Genomic DNA, 15950 nt, shown 5'->3' with positions numbered 1-15950 from the left:
TGTGTCCTTTAGCTTGAAGACACAACCGCCCGCGCGGCCGATGGTTCCCCGTCGCGGGGCGGCGGCTAAAGATCGGCGCTGAATTCCGCGATCAGGTGATCGACGACAGCGGCGCATTTGGCGGGCTGGTCGCCCTCGGTCGCGTTATAGACGGCGCGTTGGCGGTCGCTGCTGGTGCCGTTGGTCACGATATCGCGCAGGTCGTCCAAGGCGCGGGTGCATTGCAGGATGCCTGCGTCTTCATCCACCAGCGCCATGATATCGTCGAACAATTCGGCAAAGGGCACGATGTCGCCCCGGCCAAAGTCGATCAATCCTTCGGTGGTGCCATACCGCTGGGCGCGCCAGCGGTTTTCCTGCACCAAAAACATATCGTATTTGCGCCAGCGCTGGTTTTTCTGTTTCAGCCGCCAAAGCATCCGGGTGAGACATTGGACCAGAGCGGCAAGGCCGACCGTGTGGCTTAATCGTGGGGAGACATCGCAAATGCGTGTTTCCAAAGTGGGGAAGGCAGCCGAGGGGCGCAGATCCCACCAGATTTTGCTGCTGTCTTCGATGACGCCGAGATCAACCAACGTGTTGACGGACCGCTGGTAGGCCTCCCAGCTGTCTACGGCGGGGGGCAGTCCGGTGCGGGGCAGGTTGTCAAAGACCGACAGCCGGTAAGAGGCGAGGCCCGTATCCTCCCCTTGCCAGAAGGGTGAGGAAGCGGAAAGCGCCAGAAGATGCGGCAGAAAGTAGCTCAGTTGCCCCATAAGGTCGGCGCGCAAGGCGTTGTCGTTCAGCCCCACATGGACGTGCATCCCGCAGATCAACATGCGCCGACCCACGCCGCCCAGATCGCGTTTAAGCTGGTTGTAACGGTCCCGGTCTGTGTGGCTTTGGTGTTTCCAGTCGGCCAGCGGATGGCATGAGGCGGCGATGGGGGCCAGCCCGTGGTCAGCCGCAAGGTCACGAATGGTGCGGCGCAGGTGGGCAAGTTCCGTGCGGGCGTCCTCGGCCGTCTGGCAGATGCCGGTGCCGATTTCGATCTGGCATTGCAGGAATTCGGGGCTGACCTTATCGCCAAGGGCGGCTTTGCAAGCCTTCATCATGGCGGGGGGCACCTCAGCCAGCGCGCGGGTGTCCGTGTTGACGAGGAGGTACTCCTCCTCAACGCCGATGGTAAAATCAGGTTCTGTCATGCCCCAACCCTGACGGGTTTGGGGCACGGGGTAAAGTCACAGCAGACGGACCTGACAGCCGACTTCGACGCGCCCGTAGAGATCCGCGATATGTTCGTTGTAAAGACCAATGCAGCCAGAGGAGCTTTGACGACCGATCTTGCGCGTGTCGTGGGTGCCATGGATCAGATAAGCAGGCCACGTCAGGTACATGGCATGGGTGCCCAGCGGATTGCCGGGATCGCCGCCTTCGATGCTGACCGGCAGCGTCGGGTCGCGTTCACGCATGTTTGCGGTGGGCGTCCAGGATGGGCCCACGCGCTTGCGCACGATTTCGGAATAGCCGCGACGGGTCAATTCTTCGGTCAGGGGGACAGAGGACGGATAAAGATGGTAGGTCCCGTCCGGGTCCCAATAATGCAGCGCGCGCGATGTAATATCGGCAAGGATCGCGCCTTTGCCCAGGGATTGGAAATGGTCCTGCCAGTCTTGCGTCACAAAGGACGATGCGTTGCGGTCAGGTGTGGCCTGTTGCGCACGCGCCAGCATGGGTGTGGCGAGTGCGGCGCTGGCCGTGAGGAGGAATGTGCGTTTCGATTGCATAGCGTGCCCCATCAATGTGGATTTACTTGCCTTTCACATGGACGAGACGCGCTTTCAATGCAACTCCCCTCACGGGCGCGTGATCGGCGGAATTATGCGATCGTGATGGTGCCGCGCATGTTGCGGTGCGGACCGCAGCGGTAGCTGAACGAGCCGGAGTTGCCGAACGTCAGGCTGGCGCTGTCGCCACGGCCAAGAAGGCCCGTGTCAAACGCACCGTTGAGATCCTCGGCGGAGTGGCGCATGCGATCTTCGTTGACCCATGTGACGGTATCGCCAGGCGCAATCGTCAGGTCAGCGGGGGAAAATGCCATGTTCTTGATGGTCACAACATGGGTTTCGGCGCGGGCAACGGTCGCCAGCAGGGGGAGGGCCGCTGCGGCGGTTGCAGCGCGGGTGAGGAATTGGCGACGGGTGGTCATGGGGTAGTCCTTTCAAATGCAAACTGCCCGATCCTTTCGAACCGGACAGCTGTAGCTACGAGGTATCGATTACTTAAGTTTCAACACCTGTCACATTTTTTGGTTAACGGGTGAAATTAATCCATCGCTTTGAAATTAAATTCGCCACCTTCCTTGATGCCCGACGGCCAGCGGGCGGTTACGGTCTTGGTGCGTGTGTAGAATTTGAACGCATCGGGGCCGTGCTGGTTCAGGTCACCAAAGGCCGATTTTTTCCAGCCGCCAAAGGTGTGATAGGCCAGTGGCACTGGAATGGGGACGTTGATCCCCACCATGCCGACGTTGATGCGATTGGCGAAATCGCGGGCCGCGTCGCCGTCGCGGGTGAAGATCGCGGTGCCGTTTCCGTATTCATGATCCATGGCGAGGCCGATCGCCTCTTCATAGCTGCCCGCGCGCACGGTGCTCAGGACAGGGCCGAAGATTTCCGTTTTGTAGATGTCCATATCAGGCGTCACGCGGTCAAACAGATGCGGGCCCACAAAGAAGCCGTCTTCGTAGCCTTGGAGCGAGAAATCGCGCCCGTCGACGACCAGTTCGGCCCCTTGATCAATGCCGGATTGCACAAGGCCGAGGATGTTTTGTTTGGCGGCTGCCGTAACCACAGGGCCGTAATCCACGTCATCGCCCGAGGTATAGGGGCCGACGCGCAGCTTTTCGATGCGGGGGATAAGTTCTTCAATCAGACGATCCGCCGTCTCGTCCCCCACGGGGACGGCCACAGAAATGGCCATGCAGCGTTCGCCCGCAGCCCCATAGCCCGCACCGACCAGCGCGTCGGCGGCTTGGCCCATGTCGGCGTCTGGCATGATGATCATGTGGTTTTTGGCCCCGCCGAAACACTGCACACGTTTGCCATTGGAACAACCGCGCCCGTAGATGTATTCCGCAATGGGGGTGGAGCCGACAAAGCCCACAGACTGGATTACTTCGTTGTCGAGGATTGCATCGACGCTTTCCTTGTCGCCATTGACGACCTGCAGGATGCCCGGCGGCAGGCCTGCTTCTTCCATCAATTCAGCGAGCATCAGCGGCACAGACGGGTCCCGTTCGGACGGCTTCAGGATGAAGGCATTGCCACAGGCGATGGCGGGCGCGAACATCCACATGGGGATCATCGCGGGAAAGTTGAATGGCGTGATGCCTGCGGTCACACCCAGCGCCTGACGCATGGAATAGATGTCGATGCCGGGGCCTGCGCCATCGGTGTATTCGCCTTTCAGCAGTTCCGGCGCGCCGATGCAGTATTCCACGACCTCAAGCCCGCGCTGCACGTCGCCCTTGGCGTCGGGGATGGTTTTGCCGTGTTCACGGCTGAGCGCTTCGGCCAGTTTGTCCATGTCGCGGTTCAAAAGCCCGACGAAGGCCATCAGAACCCGCGCGCGGCGCTGGGGGTTGGTGGCGGCCCATGCGGGCTGCGCTTTGGCGGCGACGGCGACGGCGTGGTCAAGCTCTGCCGCAGAGGCGAGGGGGAGTTTGCCCTGCACCTCGCCCGTGGCGGGGTTGAAGACGTCGGCAAAGCGGCCGGACGTGCCTTTGACGTGTGCGCCGCCGATGTAATGGGTCAATTCGGTTGTCATGATGTCCTCCCTAAAGGTGTGGTTGCGGGCATCATAGCCTTGCGTTTTCGCCGCATAAAGCGTCAGTTTGCCAAAGTTGTTTTGCAAAAACGCAGGGGGAAGGGATGGATCAATGGGATGACATGCGGGTGTTTCTGGCGGTGGCCCGCGCCGAAAGCCTCAGCCGTGCGGCACCCCGATTGCGGATGGACGCGGCCACCGTGGGCCGACGCATTGCGCGGCTGGAGGCGCGGGTGGGTGCGTGTTTTGTGAAATCTCCGCAAGGCTACGCGCTGACCGATCTGGGTGCGCGGATGCTGCCTGCCGCAGAGGCAGCGGAGGCCGCGTTGGGCCAAGTGGCCGAAGCCGCAGAGGCGCAGACCGGGCAGTTGAGCGGCCAAATCCGCATTGGTGCGCCGGACGGGGCCGCAAATTACCTGCTGCCGCAGGTCTGCGCGCGCATCGGGGCGGAGAATCCGGGGCTGGAAATCCAGATCCTTGCCCTGCCACGGGTGGTGAACCTCAGCAAACGGGAGGCCGATATGGCCCTGACCGTGTCGCGCCCCGATGCGGGGCGGCTGTTGGTGCAGAAAATCACCGACTACCGCCTGCATCTGGCGGCTGAGGCGCAGATTGCGGCCAAAATCACGACCCGCGCGGACCTGAAAGACGTGCCCTTCGTGGGCTACATCCCCGATATGATTTTCGACAAGGAGTTGGATTATCTGGGCCCGCTGGCGGCAGGCGGGGTGCAGCTGGCGTCCAATTCCGTGGCGGTGCAGGCCATGGCGCTGCGCGCAGGCGCGGGCGTGGGGATCGTCCATGACTTTGCCTTACCCGCCATGCCCGAGGTCCGCCGCGTGCTCACGGAGGAGGTGTCGCTGGTGCGATCTTTTTATCTGGTCCGCCATCTGAGCGACCGTAAATCCGAGAGATTGACCCGGTTTGCGGAGGCCGTTTCAGCAGGTCTTCGCGCGGAGGTTGCGCGGCTGGAAGGGGCCATCCCTTGACACGTGTGGGGGGCAGGGCGCTAGGCTGGGGGCCTATCACATAAGGAGAAAGCCATGATCGTGTCCCAGATTTTGAAATCAAAGGCCGTGGACGGGGTGTTGACCTTGGGGTCGGATGCGTCGGTGTCCGAGGCCGCAGCGATCATGTCGGACCGGCGGATCGGGACGATCGTGGTCAGCGATGATGCCGGGGCCACAGCGGCGGGAATTTTGTCCGAACGCGATATTGTGCGCAATCTGGGCAAACAGGGCGCGGGCTGTCTGGCGGAAACCGTTGGCACGATGATGACGACCAAGCTGGTGACCTGCGGGGTGGGTGACACGTCGGATTCCGTGCTGGGCAAAATGACCGAAGGACGGTTCCGCCATATGCCGGTGATTGAGGACGGCAAGCTGGTGGGGCTGATTTCCATTGGCGACGTGGTCAAGGCGCGGCTGGCAGAGTTGGCGATGGAACGCGACGCGCTGGAAGGCATGGTGATGGGCCATTAGGGTTGCCATAGGGCGCGCAATGATGTTGCTTGGCCGCCAAGATTAAGATGAGGCCCGCACATGCGCATTGGATTGTACCCCGGCACGTTTGACCCTGTGACCCTGGGGCATCTGGACATCATCCGGCGGGCCTGTTCGCTGGTGGACCGCTTGGTCATTGGTATCGCGATCAACCGCGACAAGGGGCCGTTGTTTTCCTTGGAAGAACGGGTGGCGATGATCGAGGCGGAATGTGCGGCGCTCTCTGCGCAGACCGGCTGTGAGATCGTGGCGCATCCCTTTGAAAACCTGCTGATTGACTGCGCCAAGGACGTGGAGGCGTCGATCATCATTCGCGGACTGCGGGCGGTGGCGGATTTTGAATATGAATACCAGATGGTCGGGATGAACCGGCAGCTGGATGACAGCGTGGAGACGGTCTTTTTGATGGCCGAGGCCCAGCATCAGGCGATTGCCAGCAAGCTGGTGAAGGAAATCGCACGACTGGGCGGGGATGTGTCAAAATTCGTCACCCCCGCCGTGCGCGCGGCCCTTATGGCGCGGTTGCAAAAATGAGCCGCTGACGCGGCGTTGTTTTGATGGGCGACCGTGGTGGTGTGAGCCCGAACCATGCGGGGGGGCATCTGGTGGACAACGGCCCTCCGGGGGGAGTTTTTCGGGCCAGATGAAGCAGGGACGTGGCGCTTACCCGTAGACCGCGCGGGTTGCGATCTGGCGGGCGTCACCGGGGTAGATGCCCAGATCTTCGACAGCGAGGCCGGTGGGCAGGTTGGCGATGGCGCGGCGGGTGCGGGCGTAGGCGGCACGTTTGGCAAGGCGGTCACGCAGGGTGTTGATCATGGTCATCGGTGCATCCTTTCAAGAGTGCTGTGTTTCGTCTTGATCCAGATTTAGGCGATCGGGCGGGGGGCACTAGGGCCGGTTTTGGTCAATCGGCTTTGCGTTTTTTGCATGGGTTTTTTGTGATCCGCACAAAAAAGGGGCGGCCATGGAGGCCGCCCCGTTTTGGTTGGGATGGTGCAGGGTCTACAGGAACTTGGCCATGGCCACGGCTGTATCGCTCATCCGGTTGGAGAAGCCCCATTCGTTGTCATACCATGTGAGGATCCGGCACAGGTTGCCGTCCATGACTTTGGTCTGGTCCGTCGCAAAGGTGGAACTGCGCGGGTCGTGGTTGAAATCCTGGCTCACCAGTTTGGCGTCCGTCACGCCGAGGATGCCTTTAAGAGGGCCTTCGGCGGCGGCGGCGCGGATGATGTCGTTGATTTCTTCCGCTGTTGTATCGCGGGCAGCCTCGAACGTCAGATCAACGCAGGAGACATTGGGCGTGGGCACGCGGATCGCCACGCCGTCCAGTTTGCCGTCCAGTTCGGGCAGCACGAGGCCCACGGCCTTGGCGGCACCCGTGGACGTGGGGATCATGGACATGGCGGCTGCGCGCGCGCGGTAGAGGTCCTTGTGCATCGTATCGAGCGTCGGCTGGTCGCCGGTGTAGCTGTGCACGGTGGTCATGAAGCCGCGTTTGATGCCCAGCCCGTCGTTGAGAACCTTGGCCACAGGTGCCAGACAGTTCGTGGTGCACGACGCGTTGGACACGACGATGTCGTCGGCTGTCAGTTCACCGTCGTTGACGCCGAAGACGATGGTCTTGTCGGCGTCCTTGCCAGGTGCGGAAATCAGAACGCGGGACGAGCCGTTTTCCAAATGCGCCTGACAGGCCTCTTTGGAGGTGAAAATGCCGGTGCATTCCAGAACCACATCCACGTCGGACCACGGCAGGTCGGCGGGGTTGCGGATGGCGGAGACCTTGATCGGGCCACGGCCCACGTCGATGCTGTCTTCGGTGGTTTTCACGTCGACCGGGAAGCGGCCATGCACGCTGTCGTATTGCAGCAGATGCGCGTTGGTTTCCACCGGGCCAAGATCGTTGATCGCGATGACCTCGATATCGGTGCGGCCGGATTCGATGATGGCGCGCAGCACGTTGCGGCCGATGCGGCCGAAGCCGTTGATTGCTACTTTGACGGTCATGGGAGCCTCCATAATTTTGGATAGAGCTAGTGTGGCCGCAGGCTGCGTCCACCGTTGGCGCTAACATCGCGATTATGGACGGAACGTCAAGCGGGTTTGGCGTCAGCGCCAGAAGGCGAGGGCCGTAATCAGTTCAAGCCCTTTTTTCGACAGGAAAATAAAGGCGTTAAGCTGCAAAACGTAATGATCGAGCACAAAAAAGCCCACGATGAGGGCCATCAGCAAAAGGGCAAGGCGTGTTGTCATGCACGCGTTAGGCCATGAAACGCGGCGTCTGTCGAGGGGCGGTTCAACACTGTGGGGTATAGATTATGGTGCCCGTGTCATCGGGGCTGCCGCGCACGGCGCAATAAGTGCCGTAACGGTCAAAATGCGCCTGACGTTCGGCCCAGAGGTTTGTGGCGATCAGCAGAGCGATGACCGCAAGGCCGCACATCCGGCCCCATAACACGATCCGGGTCTTTTTGTGCAGCCGCTGGAGGGCGGTGCTGTCGCCGTCAAGGCTGTTGACCGCATCATAGACCGCATTGGCGCGGGCCACGGTGCCTTTGCGGGTCCAGCTTTTGCGGTGAAACGACAGATAGCGCCCGATCTTGGCCAAGCGGCCCAGACCGAACGTGACCCCGGCCAGTACAAGAGCGGCTAGAAGGATGCTGAGGACAGGCAGCAGATAGTCTTCGTTCAGGGTGGCCTGCAGCCAGAGGGCCACACCAAGCGTGATCAGTCCCGCGCCCAGCACAAGCCGCGCCAGACTGATGCGGAAGGACAAGCGGGTTTCCCATTCGACCTGCTGGCGGATTTTCCTGTCGTAGGCGTCTTCGATCATGCCCGATCCTTTCGGATGAAGACACTAACCCGCCAAAGCGGCAGAAATTTGACCTAGTTCAGGCGGCCCATATGCGCGGCCACATCGGCCATGCGCACCGAAAAGCCCCATTCGTTGTCATACCACGCCAGCACGCGCACGGTTTTGCCGGTGCCCGCGGTCGGGCCGCCAATCACTTTGGTCTGATCGGGGGCGAAGATGGAGGAGTGGGGGGTATGGTTGAAGTCGATGCTGACTTTGGGATCGGGGTCATAGGACATGACCATGCCCATGTGGCCTGCGCAGGCCTCGGCCACGACGGCGTTGACGTCTGCGACGGTGACGGATTTGGCGGCCTCGAACGTCAGATCCACGGCGGAGACGTTGGGGGTGGGCACCCGCAGGGCGGTGCCGTCAAGGCGGCCTTCCATTTCGGGCAGCACCAGCGACAGGGCCTTGGCGGCCCCGGTGGAGGTGGGGATCATCGCCATGGCCGCTGCACGCGCGCGGTAGAGGTCAGTATGGCGGCGGTCCAGCGTTGGTTGATCACCGGTGTAGCTGTGGATGGTTGTCATCAGCCCGCGTTCAATGCCGATCGCATCATTGAGGACCTTGACCAGCGGGGCGAGGCAGTTGGTTGTGCACGACCCGTTGGACACCATGCGGTCGCGGGCCTCAAGTTCGCGGTGGTTGACGCCGTAGACGATTGTCCGGTCAACGTTTGTGGCAGGCGCAGAGATCAGGACCTTGCCCGCGCCGCGATCGAGATGCACACTGGATTTTTCGCCGTCGTTGAATTTGCCGGTGCATTCGAGGACGACATCGCAGCCGCCCCAATCCAGTTCGGTCGGGTCATAGGTGGACATCACGTCGATGGGTCCACGGCCAAGGTCCAGTTTGCCGTCCTTGACCGTAATCTCACCGGGGAAGCGGCCATGGACAGAGTCGTAGCGCAGCAGGTGGGCATTGGTTTCCACCGGTCCCGTGGCGTTGATTTTGACCACCTGAACGTCGTTGCGCGCGGCCTCGGCGATGTGGGACAGGGTGCAGCGGCCGATCCGGCCAAATCCGTTGATGCCGATGGTGACGGTCATGGTGGTCTCCTTTGGTGCGTTAGGGTGTTTGTAGGCGGTATGCCGTTGTGGACCAAGGAAAAGGTGAATAGGTTTCAATATGTTAGCGGTAATGGTTGCGCTCACATATCAGGTTTGCGCTAACGCTGCGGGGGCGGTTGCGCTAACAATGTGGGTCGGGACATGAAGGGGACGCAGATGGGGAATCGTTTGGACATAGGCTTGGTGCTGGCGGCGCGGCTGTTGATTGCGGCATTGTTTGTGGGCGGAGCGGTGCAAAAGGCCATGGATGCCGCGCCTGCCATGGCGTTGCTGGGCGATTGGGGGCTGCCTGCGGTGCTGGTCTGGCCTGCACTTGTGTTCAATGGCGCCGTGGGGGTGGCGTTAATCGCAGGCTGGCAGTTGCGGGCTGTGGCTTTGGCAGCGGGGGCCTATTGTGCGGTCACCAGCCTGTTTCATCTGCAACCCGATGACCCGTGGCAAATGTCGATCTTTGTCAAAAACTGGGCGATTGCGGGGGGCTGTCTGGCCTTGGCTGTCTGCGGGGGCTTGCGGGACCGCGCCTAAGGGCTAGGTTGCGCCGCAAGACGTAAGGAGAACGACATGAGCGGATTGATTGCCCTTTTGGACGACGTGGTCGCCCTGACGCGGATTGCGGCGGCATCGGTTGATGATGTGGCGGGCATGGCTGCGAAGGCAGGCACCAAGGCCGCAGGGGTAGTGATTGATGATGCGGCCGTCACGCCCAAATACGTGACCGGCCTTGATCCCAAGCGCGAATTGCCGATTATCTGGAAAATCGCGCGGGCGTCGTTTTTCAACAAACTGGTGATCTTGTTGCCCGTGGCCATGGTGCTGCAGGCCTTTGCGCCGATTGTGCTGATTTTTCTTCTGATGCTGGGCGGTCTTTATCTGTGCTTTGAAGGGGCCGAAAAGGTCTGGCACGTGTTGGCCCCGCACAAGGACAATCACGTCAACAAAGAAGAAATCAAAGACCCCGCCCATCTGGAAGAAACCCGCGTGCGCGGGGCGATCAAGACCGATTTCATCCTGTCGGCTGAAATTATGACGATTACGCTGAACGAGATCACCAGCAACTATCCCGATGCGTCGATCTGGCTGCAGGGCATGGCGCTGGCCATTGTCGCGGTGCTGGTCACGGTCGTGGTTTACGGCGCTGTCGCCTTGATCGTGAAGGCCGACGACACCGGGCTGTGGATGGCCGCCAACGGGCGCACGGGGCTGACGCGGTCCTTTGGGACAGGTTTGGTCAAGGCGATGCCGTATTTCCTGATCTTACTGTCCTTTGTGGGGACTTTAGCGATGCTGTGGGTCGGTGGGTCGATTTTGGTCAATGAATTGCACCACCTTGGCATTGACTGGCCCTACGCGCCGATCAAGGCCGCCGCCGCCGGTTTCACGGGCTTTGTCGCTTGGCTGATCACCGCTGGACTGGACGGCATTTTCGGGCTGGTTGTCGGACTGGCCTTGATCCCTGTGGTGACCAAAATCCTCAAACCGCTGTTTGGCGGCAAGAAGGCCGCTGCACACTGACCTAAAACACGCCTTGGCGTTGTTGCAATGATTGCAGGGTGTAGACAGGGCGGATGCCTGCATCGCCTGTGTCGCGGTAGAGCGGGTCACTGATCACGCAGCCGCGTCCGCACAGCTGCCGGGTGGTACGGGTTTGCACATCCACCAGCCAGACACGCCCACCGGGGGTGGAGACATATCCGTCCATTCCGAACTGGAAATCCGACAGCAGATCAAGGGTCGAGGGCACTTCGTTGTCATACCCCTGATCAAAGGCCCCATGGGTATGATAGCTGGCAATGATGCCGCGCCCCTGTTCGGGCACAGGCATTTCGCAGCTGGCAAAGGTGCCGCGCCGGGGCAGGGTCGCCTGAAGCTGGCCTGCGGAATTTAAGAAGATATAGCCGCAGTATTCTGCCCGGTCGCGGATGGACGCCGCCTGTATTGTGTTCAGAAAGTTGCGCGCGAACTGGTCCACCACCGGACCCGAGGGCGCGCCCGGTGCCACCACCGAAAAGCCCCCCGACACAGGCTGGCCAACGCCCGGCTTGGTGATCGTAGGCGTCCCGCCGTCCGCGCAAGCAGACAGAAAGAGTGCAGCGATAAGGGCAGACATGCGGACCATGAAACGTGGCTTTCTATTGCGATGTCGCGACCCTATCAGAACCCTGCCTGCGCACAACGACAAGCCTGTCAGCTGCGGTATTCGGGGTTCTCGAACCCGAACCGTGCGCCTGCGTCCCATGCGGTGCGGTCGTTGCCCTGATTGGGATACCCGCCTGCGGATTTCAGCATTCGTGCAAGATGCATCAGGTTCCACGTCATGATGGTGGTGTTGCGTTTGGTGAAATCGTTGTCGAAACCGATGCGGCTGCCGTCGTCTGCTGCGTCGCCGTAGGACGGGCCGGGGCCGGCCTCCCCGATCCAGCCGCAATCGGCTTGCGGGGGAATGGTGTAGCCCAGATGGGACATGGCGTAGCCGATGGTCATGGCGGCATGTTTGATGCCGTCTTCGTTGCCGGTGATCACGCAACCGGCGGTCTTGCCGTAGAACACGGATTGGCCTTTGTCGTTCAACTCCCCCGACATGCCATAAAGGCGTTCGATCAGGATGCGACAGACAGAGGATTCCTCCCCCAGCCACAGGGGCGTGCCGATCACCAGAATGTCGGCAGCGAGCACTTTGTCCCAGATTTGGGGCCAGTCATCGCGATCCCATCCATGGTCCGTCATATCGGGATAAATGCCGGGCGGGATTTGGTGGCTAAGCATATGGACATGTTCAACCGTCACCCCCGCATCGCCCATGATCCTGGCAGAGGCGTTCATCAACAGCTTGGTGTGACTTTCCTCCGGCTCTCGTTTCAGGGTGGTGTTTATGAACAGGGCGGAGAGGTCGGAAAAGTCGGTCATTTGGGGGCCTATGCGCAGGTGTGGAAGCACGTAAGGTAGCGCGGGGCGCAGGCTTGTCGCCGGTCCTCATCGAAACGTGAAGCGGCGGATTAAAAAAGCCGCCCCGAAAGATATCGGGACGGCTTGGCGTCAGAATAGATCGGGTGCCTTAGCCCAGCAGGTCGCGGACCTTTTGGGCCGTGGCCTCGGCGGTGATGCCGAACTTTTCAAAGAGTGTGGGGGCAGGGGCGGAGGCACCGAAGCTGTCCATGCCCACAAAACCGGCCTTGGTTTCGCGGCCCCGTTCGCCCAGCAGCCATTTGTCCCAGCCAAGCCGGACGCCCGCCTCAACCGCGACGCGGACGGGGCCACCGGGCAGCACGCGCTTGCGGATTTTCTCATCCTGCGCTTCGAACAATTCCCAGCACGGCATGGACACCACGCGGGTGCCGATGCCTTCGGCCTCAAGAATGGCGCGGGCCTCCATGGCGACACTGACCTCAGAGCCGGAGGCCATGAGGATCGCCTGACGTTTTCCGGCCTCGGCGTCGGCCAGAACATAGGCGCCTTGGGCGGTCATGTTCTTGGTTTTGTGATCTGTGCGCACGACCGGCAGGCCCTGACGGGACAGGCACAAAACGGACGGCGTTTTCTTGTCGGTCAGCGCCAGTTCCCAAGCCTCAGCCACCTCAACCGTGTCCGCAGGGCGGAAGACGTTGGTGTTGGGCGTGGCGCGCAGCAGGGCCAGATGTTCGACCGGCTGGTGGGTCGGGCCATCTTCGCCCAGACCGATGCTGTCGTGCGTCATGACGTAGACCGTAGGCACTTCCATCAACGCGGACAGGCGCATGGCCCCGCGCGCATAGTCGGTGAAACACATGAACGTGCCGCCATAGGGGCGGATGCCGCCGTGCAGGACCATGCCGTTCATCGCAGCGGCCATCCCGTGTTCACGGATGCCGTAGTGGATGTAGCGACCGGCGCGGTTGTCCGGCGTGTGCACGCCCAGATCAGCGGTTTTGGTGTTGTTGGACCCGGTGAGGTCGGCCGATCCGCCGACGGTTTCCTGCATGATGGGGTTGATGACCTGCAACACAGCTTCGGATGACGAACGGGTTGCGGTTTTCTTGGCTGCTTCAGACGCCTGCTTTTTGAACGCCTTGATCGTGGCAGACAGTTTCTTGGGCGCATCCAGCGCAAAGGCGCGGTTGAATTCGTCCTGTTTGGACTTGCTCAACTTGTCGAACCGCGCCTGCCATTCGGTGCGGGCGGTGGCCCCGCGTGCGCCGAACCCTTCCCACTGGGATTTGATGTCGGCGGGGATGTCGAAAGGGGCCCAATCGGCGCCATAGGCTTTCTTGGCGGCTTCAAGCTGTTCTGGATCGGTCAGCGCGCCGTGGCCTTTGGACGTGTCTTGTGCCGCGTGGCCCAAGGCGATGTGGGTCTTGCAGTTGATCATGGTGGGGCGGTTGGTTTCCGCCTTGGCCGCGATGATGGCCGCATCAATAGCGTCCGGATCATGGCCGTCAATTTCCAGCACATGCCACCCCGACGCCTCGAACCGGGCGGTCTGGTCGGTGATGTCGGCCATATCGACCGTGCCGTCGATGGTGATGTTGTTGTTGTCAAAGAACACGATCAGGTGGCCCAGCTTTTGCATACCGGCAAGGCCGATCGCCTCCTGGCTGACGCCTTCCATCAGGCAGCCGTCGCCTGCGATGACATAGGTGTGGTGGTTGATGATGTTTTTGCCGTACTGCGCGCGCAGGATTTCTTCGGCCAGTGCGAAGCCCACGGAATTGGCGATGCCTTGGCCCAAGGGGCCGGTGGTGGTTTCGACGCCTTCAAGGTGGCCATATTCGGGGTGACCCGCCGTGCGCGCGCCCCATTGGCGGAAGTCTTTCAGCTGTTGCAACGTGGCCTGTTCATAGCCCGTCAGGTGCAACAGCGAATAGATCAGCATAGAGCCGTGACCTGCCGACAGAATGAACCGGTCACGGTCGGGCCAGTGCGGGGCCTTGGGGTCAAACCGCAGGTGTTTTTCAAACAGGACCGTGGCCACATCGGCCATGCCCATGGGCATACCGGAATGGCCGGAATTGGCGGCGGCGACGGCATCCAGCGTCAATGTGCGGATCGCGGCGGCGCGCATCCAGTGTTCGGGGTGGGCTGACCGGAGGGCTTGGATGTCCACGGGGCGTGATCCTTTGTTTGACGAAAATTGCGTTGAAAGGGTCATATCAGGGCAGGGTCCAAGATCAAGGATGCTGTGGGCCTACATGAAAGCTTTGCCGTAACGTGCTGATGGCGCGCATTTTTCGCCGTTTGCGGGGGGGCTGCGGTTTGATTAGGCTTTTGGAAAGCGGGCGCGATTCGATCAAGCAGCCCGGTGGCAGCGGCCCCTTGGCGGACATGACGCATGGTTTGGGGGGCTGGAAAGGACAGGCGGATGAGTGAACTTCCCGAATTAGAGGGCCGCATTGCAGCGGCTCTGGCGCGGATCAAGGTGGGTTTGGACGGGCTGGATGCCCCCGCCGGGGCCCCAGCACCGGTCGAAGATGACGCCGAGGCGCAGGCCACAGTGGCGGACCTGACGGCCAAGCTGGATGAAGAACAGACAGCCAATGCCCAGCTGGAAGAACGGGTGAAGCTGCTGAAGGAACGTCAGGACGGCAAACTGGCCGAGTTGGAGGCCAGCGTCGAAGCGGCCCGTGCCCGTGCGGCCCGCATGGACCGTGAATTGCAACGTCTGCGCCAGACCAATGCAGAACTGCGGGACAACAACAGCCAGTTGCGCGACGCCGTGGCCAAGGGCGTGAGCGAGCCACATCTGGTCAACAAGGCCATGATGGCCGAACTGGACGCCCTGCGCGCGACCCGCGCCGCCGATGCGGCAGAGATGGACGCGATCTTGGATGAATTGACACCGATCATCGAAAAGGAGGCCAGCGATGCCACAGGTTGAGATCAAGATCGGGGGCCGGTCCTTTGAAGTGGCCTGTCAGGATGGCGAGGAGCAATTCCTGATGACGGCGGCAGCGATGCTGGATGTGGAGGCGTCGTCGCTGAGCACGCAGATCGGGCGGATGCCCGAAAGCCGGATGTTGTTGATGGCGGGTCTGTTGCTGGCGGACCGCACAGCAGGGCTTGAGGACAAGGTGCGCGAGGCGGAGAGCCGACTGGCGCAAGCGCAGGCGCAGCTTGGGTCCGCAGGCAGCGCAGTGGCCGAACCCGAACGCGTCGAGGTAGAGGTGCCGGTGGTGCCAGCCCAAAGCATTGAAGCCCTGCAGGCCATCGCCGCACAGGCCGAAGAACTGGCTGATGCTGTAGAGGCAAAGGCAGGCTAAATTCGCCCCGCAAACACCAAAAAGCGCCCCGGTCCGAATGAGACGGGGCGCTTTTTGATTTTCGTTGCGATTGTTCAGGCGTTGGCTTCGCGGATTTTATTGGCCGCGTCTTTGTCGTAGGTGACGCCGTTTTCATCCAGAAGCGTGTCGAGTTCGCCGGACAAGGTCATTTCCGTGATGATGTCGCAACCGCCCACAAATTCGCCTTTGACGTAAAGCTGGGGGATGGTGGGCCAATCGGAATAGTCCTTGATGCCCTGACGAATGTCTTCATCGGCCAGCACGTTCACGTCGTGAAACTCAACGCCCATGAAGTTGAGAACACCGGCCACACGGCTTGAGAACCCGCATTGGGGCATGGATTTGGTGCCCTTCATGAACAGCACAACATCGTTGCTGGTCACGGTGTCTTTGATTTGGGTCTCTGCGGTCATCGGTTCGTCCTTTTTGGTGCTTTGGCGGGCATCATAGCCCGTGCGTG

20 protein-coding genes are annotated in these 15950 nt (G+C 61.2%); 7 read left to right on the top strand and 13 right to left on the bottom strand.

The features are described from left to right. Nucleotides 1–65 precede the first annotated feature (65 nt). From QZ653_RS03260 to QZ653_RS03245, 4 genes are all read right to left on the bottom strand, one after another. The gene (locus QZ653_RS03260; protein WP_296417554.1) at nucleotides 66–1184 is read right to left on the bottom strand and encodes a carboxylate-amine ligase; all 1119 of its coding nucleotides are present in this window, start codon (nucleotides 1182–1184) and stop codon (nucleotides 66–68) included. A gap of 36 nt (nucleotides 1185–1220) precedes the next feature. Further along, nucleotides 1221–1778, bottom strand: coding sequence for a L,D-transpeptidase (locus QZ653_RS03255; protein ID WP_412765987.1), 558 nt, complete (start codon nucleotides 1776–1778; stop codon nucleotides 1221–1223). Between the two features lie 80 nt (nucleotides 1779–1858). Then, entirely contained in the window at nucleotides 1859–2188 is a 330-nt protein-coding gene (locus QZ653_RS03250) for a cupredoxin family copper-binding protein (protein ID WP_296417552.1), read from the bottom strand. A 116-nt stretch (nucleotides 2189–2304) separates the two neighbouring features. Beyond that, a complete protein-coding gene (locus QZ653_RS03245) occupies nucleotides 2305–3807 on the bottom strand; it encodes a CoA-acylating methylmalonate-semialdehyde dehydrogenase (protein WP_296417551.1) in 1503 nt (500 codons plus the stop codon). A gap of 104 nt (nucleotides 3808–3911) precedes the next feature. On the opposite strand from QZ653_RS03245, the gene QZ653_RS03240 reads away from it, so the two are divergent. The 3 genes from QZ653_RS03240 to coaD are packed head-to-tail and all read left to right on the top strand — an operon-like array spanning nucleotide 3912 to nucleotide 5843. Beyond that, a complete protein-coding gene (locus QZ653_RS03240) occupies nucleotides 3912–4796 on the top strand; it encodes a LysR family transcriptional regulator (RefSeq protein ID WP_296417550.1) in 885 nt (294 codons plus the stop codon). 54 nt (nucleotides 4797–4850) lie between these two features. Beyond that, nucleotides 4851–5288: a CBS domain-containing protein gene (locus tag QZ653_RS03235; RefSeq protein WP_296417549.1), complete on the top strand. Its 438-nt coding sequence runs from the start codon at nucleotides 4851–4853 to the stop codon at nucleotides 5286–5288. Nucleotides 5289–5348: 60 nt separating this feature from the next. Further along, the gene (gene coaD, locus QZ653_RS03230; protein ID WP_296417548.1) at nucleotides 5349–5843 is read left to right on the top strand and encodes a pantetheine-phosphate adenylyltransferase; all 495 of its coding nucleotides are present in this window, start codon (nucleotides 5349–5351) and stop codon (nucleotides 5841–5843) included. A 129-nt stretch (nucleotides 5844–5972) separates the two neighbouring features. On the opposite strand, the gene QZ653_RS03225 is transcribed toward coaD, so the two are convergent. The 5 genes from QZ653_RS03225 to gap (QZ653_RS03205) all read right to left on the bottom strand — a co-directional run bounded on the left by QZ653_RS03225 (nucleotide 5973) and on the right by gap (QZ653_RS03205) (nucleotide 9218). Beyond that, nucleotides 5973–6134 (bottom strand): hypothetical protein, encoded by a 162-nt coding sequence (locus QZ653_RS03225; RefSeq protein WP_296417547.1) that lies wholly within the window; start codon nucleotides 6132–6134, stop codon nucleotides 5973–5975. A gap of 180 nt (nucleotides 6135–6314) precedes the next feature. Then, on the bottom strand, nucleotides 6315–7319 hold the full coding sequence (gap, locus tag QZ653_RS03220; RefSeq protein WP_296417546.1) for a type I glyceraldehyde-3-phosphate dehydrogenase: 1005 nt from the start codon (nucleotides 7317–7319) through the stop codon (nucleotides 6315–6317). Nucleotides 7320–7421: 102 nt separating this feature from the next. After that, entirely contained in the window at nucleotides 7422–7565 is a 144-nt protein-coding gene (locus tag QZ653_RS03215; RefSeq protein ID WP_296417545.1) for a hypothetical protein, read from the bottom strand. A 43-nt stretch (nucleotides 7566–7608) separates the two neighbouring features. Further along, nucleotides 7609–8145, bottom strand: a complete 537-nt coding sequence (locus QZ653_RS03210) for a hypothetical protein (RefSeq protein ID WP_296417544.1) — start codon at nucleotides 8143–8145, stop codon at nucleotides 7609–7611. A 53-nt stretch (nucleotides 8146–8198) separates the two neighbouring features. Then, the gene (gene gap / locus QZ653_RS03205; RefSeq protein ID WP_296417543.1) at nucleotides 8199–9218 is read right to left on the bottom strand and encodes a type I glyceraldehyde-3-phosphate dehydrogenase; all 1020 of its coding nucleotides are present in this window, start codon (nucleotides 9216–9218) and stop codon (nucleotides 8199–8201) included. A gap of 177 nt (nucleotides 9219–9395) precedes the next feature. Here gap (QZ653_RS03205) and QZ653_RS03200 point away from each other — a divergent pair, with 177 nt between their 5' ends. Beyond that, on the top strand, nucleotides 9396–9764 hold the full coding sequence (locus tag QZ653_RS03200) for a DoxX family protein (protein WP_296417542.1): 369 nt from the start codon (nucleotides 9396–9398) through the stop codon (nucleotides 9762–9764). 36 nt (nucleotides 9765–9800) lie between these two features. Beyond that, nucleotides 9801–10751, top strand: a complete 951-nt coding sequence (locus tag QZ653_RS03195) for a DUF808 domain-containing protein (protein WP_296417540.1) — start codon at nucleotides 9801–9803, stop codon at nucleotides 10749–10751. 1 nt (nucleotide 10752) lies between these two features. Here QZ653_RS03195 and QZ653_RS03190 read toward each other — a convergent pair whose 3' ends face one another. The 3 genes from QZ653_RS03190 to tkt all read right to left on the bottom strand — a co-directional run bounded on the left by QZ653_RS03190 (nucleotide 10753) and on the right by tkt (nucleotide 14316). After that, nucleotides 10753–11346 carry a DUF4329 domain-containing protein gene (locus tag QZ653_RS03190; protein WP_296417538.1) on the bottom strand — a complete coding sequence of 198 codons (594 nt, stop codon included), beginning with the start codon at nucleotides 11344–11346 and terminating at the stop codon, nucleotides 10753–10755. Nucleotides 11347–11423: 77 nt separating this feature from the next. Then, nucleotides 11424–12143: a flavodoxin family protein gene (locus tag QZ653_RS03185; protein ID WP_296417536.1), complete on the bottom strand. Its 720-nt coding sequence runs from the start codon at nucleotides 12141–12143 to the stop codon at nucleotides 11424–11426. Nucleotides 12144–12291: 148 nt separating this feature from the next. Continuing rightward, on the bottom strand, nucleotides 12292–14316 hold the full coding sequence (tkt, locus tag QZ653_RS03180) for a transketolase (RefSeq protein WP_296417535.1): 2025 nt from the start codon (nucleotides 14314–14316) through the stop codon (nucleotides 12292–12294). Nucleotides 14317–14571: 255 nt separating this feature from the next. On the opposite strand from tkt, the gene QZ653_RS03175 reads away from it, so the two are divergent. Both QZ653_RS03175 and QZ653_RS03170 read left to right on the top strand, forming a co-directional pair. Then, nucleotides 14572–15087, top strand: coding sequence for a hypothetical protein (locus tag QZ653_RS03175; RefSeq protein ID WP_296417534.1), 516 nt, complete (start codon nucleotides 14572–14574; stop codon nucleotides 15085–15087). Beyond that, nucleotides 15074–15469: a cell division protein ZapA gene (locus tag QZ653_RS03170; RefSeq protein ID WP_296417532.1), complete on the top strand. Its 396-nt coding sequence runs from the start codon at nucleotides 15074–15076 to the stop codon at nucleotides 15467–15469. The genes QZ653_RS03175 and QZ653_RS03170 overlap by 14 nt, the downstream gene beginning before the upstream one ends. Before the next feature lie 74 nt (nucleotides 15470–15543). Here QZ653_RS03170 and grxD read toward each other — a convergent pair whose 3' ends face one another. Continuing rightward, entirely contained in the window at nucleotides 15544–15903 is a 360-nt protein-coding gene (gene grxD, locus QZ653_RS03165) for a Grx4 family monothiol glutaredoxin (RefSeq protein WP_296417607.1), read from the bottom strand. Nucleotides 15904–15950 lie beyond the last annotated feature (47 nt).

It is taken from the genome of Pseudooctadecabacter sp., from assembly GCF_020627745.1.
Taxonomy (GTDB): Bacteria; Pseudomonadota; Alphaproteobacteria; order Rhodobacterales; family Rhodobacteraceae; genus Octadecabacter.
The sequence above is the reverse complement of the archived record's forward strand: the minus strand, read 5'-3'. Positions and strand labels throughout refer to the sequence as shown.

Excerpts from the sequence above, each read along its gene's own strand:
- QZ653_RS03260 (WP_296417554.1), bottom strand. The coding sequence starts at position 1,184 with ATGACAGAACCTGATTTTACCATCGGCGTTGAGGAGGAGTACCTCCTC.
- QZ653_RS03255 (WP_412765987.1), bottom strand. The coding sequence starts at position 1,778 with ATGGGGCACGCTATGCAATCGAAACGCACATTCCTCCTCACGGCCAGC.
- QZ653_RS03250 (WP_296417552.1), bottom strand. The coding sequence starts at position 2,188 with ATGACCACCCGTCGCCAATTCCTCACCCGCGCTGCAACCGCCGCAGCG.
- QZ653_RS03245 (WP_296417551.1), bottom strand. The coding sequence starts at position 3,807 with ATGACAACCGAATTGACCCATTACATCGGCGGCGCACACGTCAAAGGC.
- QZ653_RS03240 (WP_296417550.1), top strand. The coding sequence starts at position 3,912 with ATGGATCAATGGGATGACATGCGGGTGTTTCTGGCGGTGGCCCGCGCC.
- QZ653_RS03235 (WP_296417549.1), top strand. The coding sequence starts at position 4,851 with ATGATCGTGTCCCAGATTTTGAAATCAAAGGCCGTGGACGGGGTGTTG.
- coaD (WP_296417548.1), top strand. The coding sequence starts at position 5,349 with ATGCGCATTGGATTGTACCCCGGCACGTTTGACCCTGTGACCCTGGGG.
- QZ653_RS03225 (WP_296417547.1), bottom strand. The coding sequence starts at position 6,134 with ATGACCATGATCAACACCCTGCGTGACCGCCTTGCCAAACGTGCCGCC.
- gap (WP_296417546.1), bottom strand. The coding sequence starts at position 7,319 with ATGACCGTCAAAGTAGCAATCAACGGCTTCGGCCGCATCGGCCGCAAC.
- QZ653_RS03215 (WP_296417545.1), bottom strand. The coding sequence starts at position 7,565 with ATGACAACACGCCTTGCCCTTTTGCTGATGGCCCTCATCGTGGGCTTT.
- QZ653_RS03210 (WP_296417544.1), bottom strand. The coding sequence starts at position 8,145 with ATGATCGAAGACGCCTACGACAGGAAAATCCGCCAGCAGGTCGAATGG.
- gap (WP_296417543.1), bottom strand. The coding sequence starts at position 9,218 with ATGACCGTCACCATCGGCATCAACGGATTTGGCCGGATCGGCCGCTGC.
- QZ653_RS03200 (WP_296417542.1), top strand. The coding sequence starts at position 9,396 with ATGGGGAATCGTTTGGACATAGGCTTGGTGCTGGCGGCGCGGCTGTTG.
- QZ653_RS03195 (WP_296417540.1), top strand. The coding sequence starts at position 9,801 with ATGAGCGGATTGATTGCCCTTTTGGACGACGTGGTCGCCCTGACGCGG.
- QZ653_RS03190 (WP_296417538.1), bottom strand. The coding sequence starts at position 11,346 with ATGTCTGCCCTTATCGCTGCACTCTTTCTGTCTGCTTGCGCGGACGGC.
- QZ653_RS03185 (WP_296417536.1), bottom strand. The coding sequence starts at position 12,143 with ATGACCGACTTTTCCGACCTCTCCGCCCTGTTCATAAACACCACCCTG.
- QZ653_RS03175 (WP_296417534.1), top strand. The coding sequence starts at position 14,572 with ATGAGTGAACTTCCCGAATTAGAGGGCCGCATTGCAGCGGCTCTGGCG.
- QZ653_RS03170 (WP_296417532.1), top strand. The coding sequence starts at position 15,074 with ATGCCACAGGTTGAGATCAAGATCGGGGGCCGGTCCTTTGAAGTGGCC.
- grxD (WP_296417607.1), bottom strand. The coding sequence starts at position 15,903 with ATGACCGCAGAGACCCAAATCAAAGACACCGTGACCAGCAACGATGTT.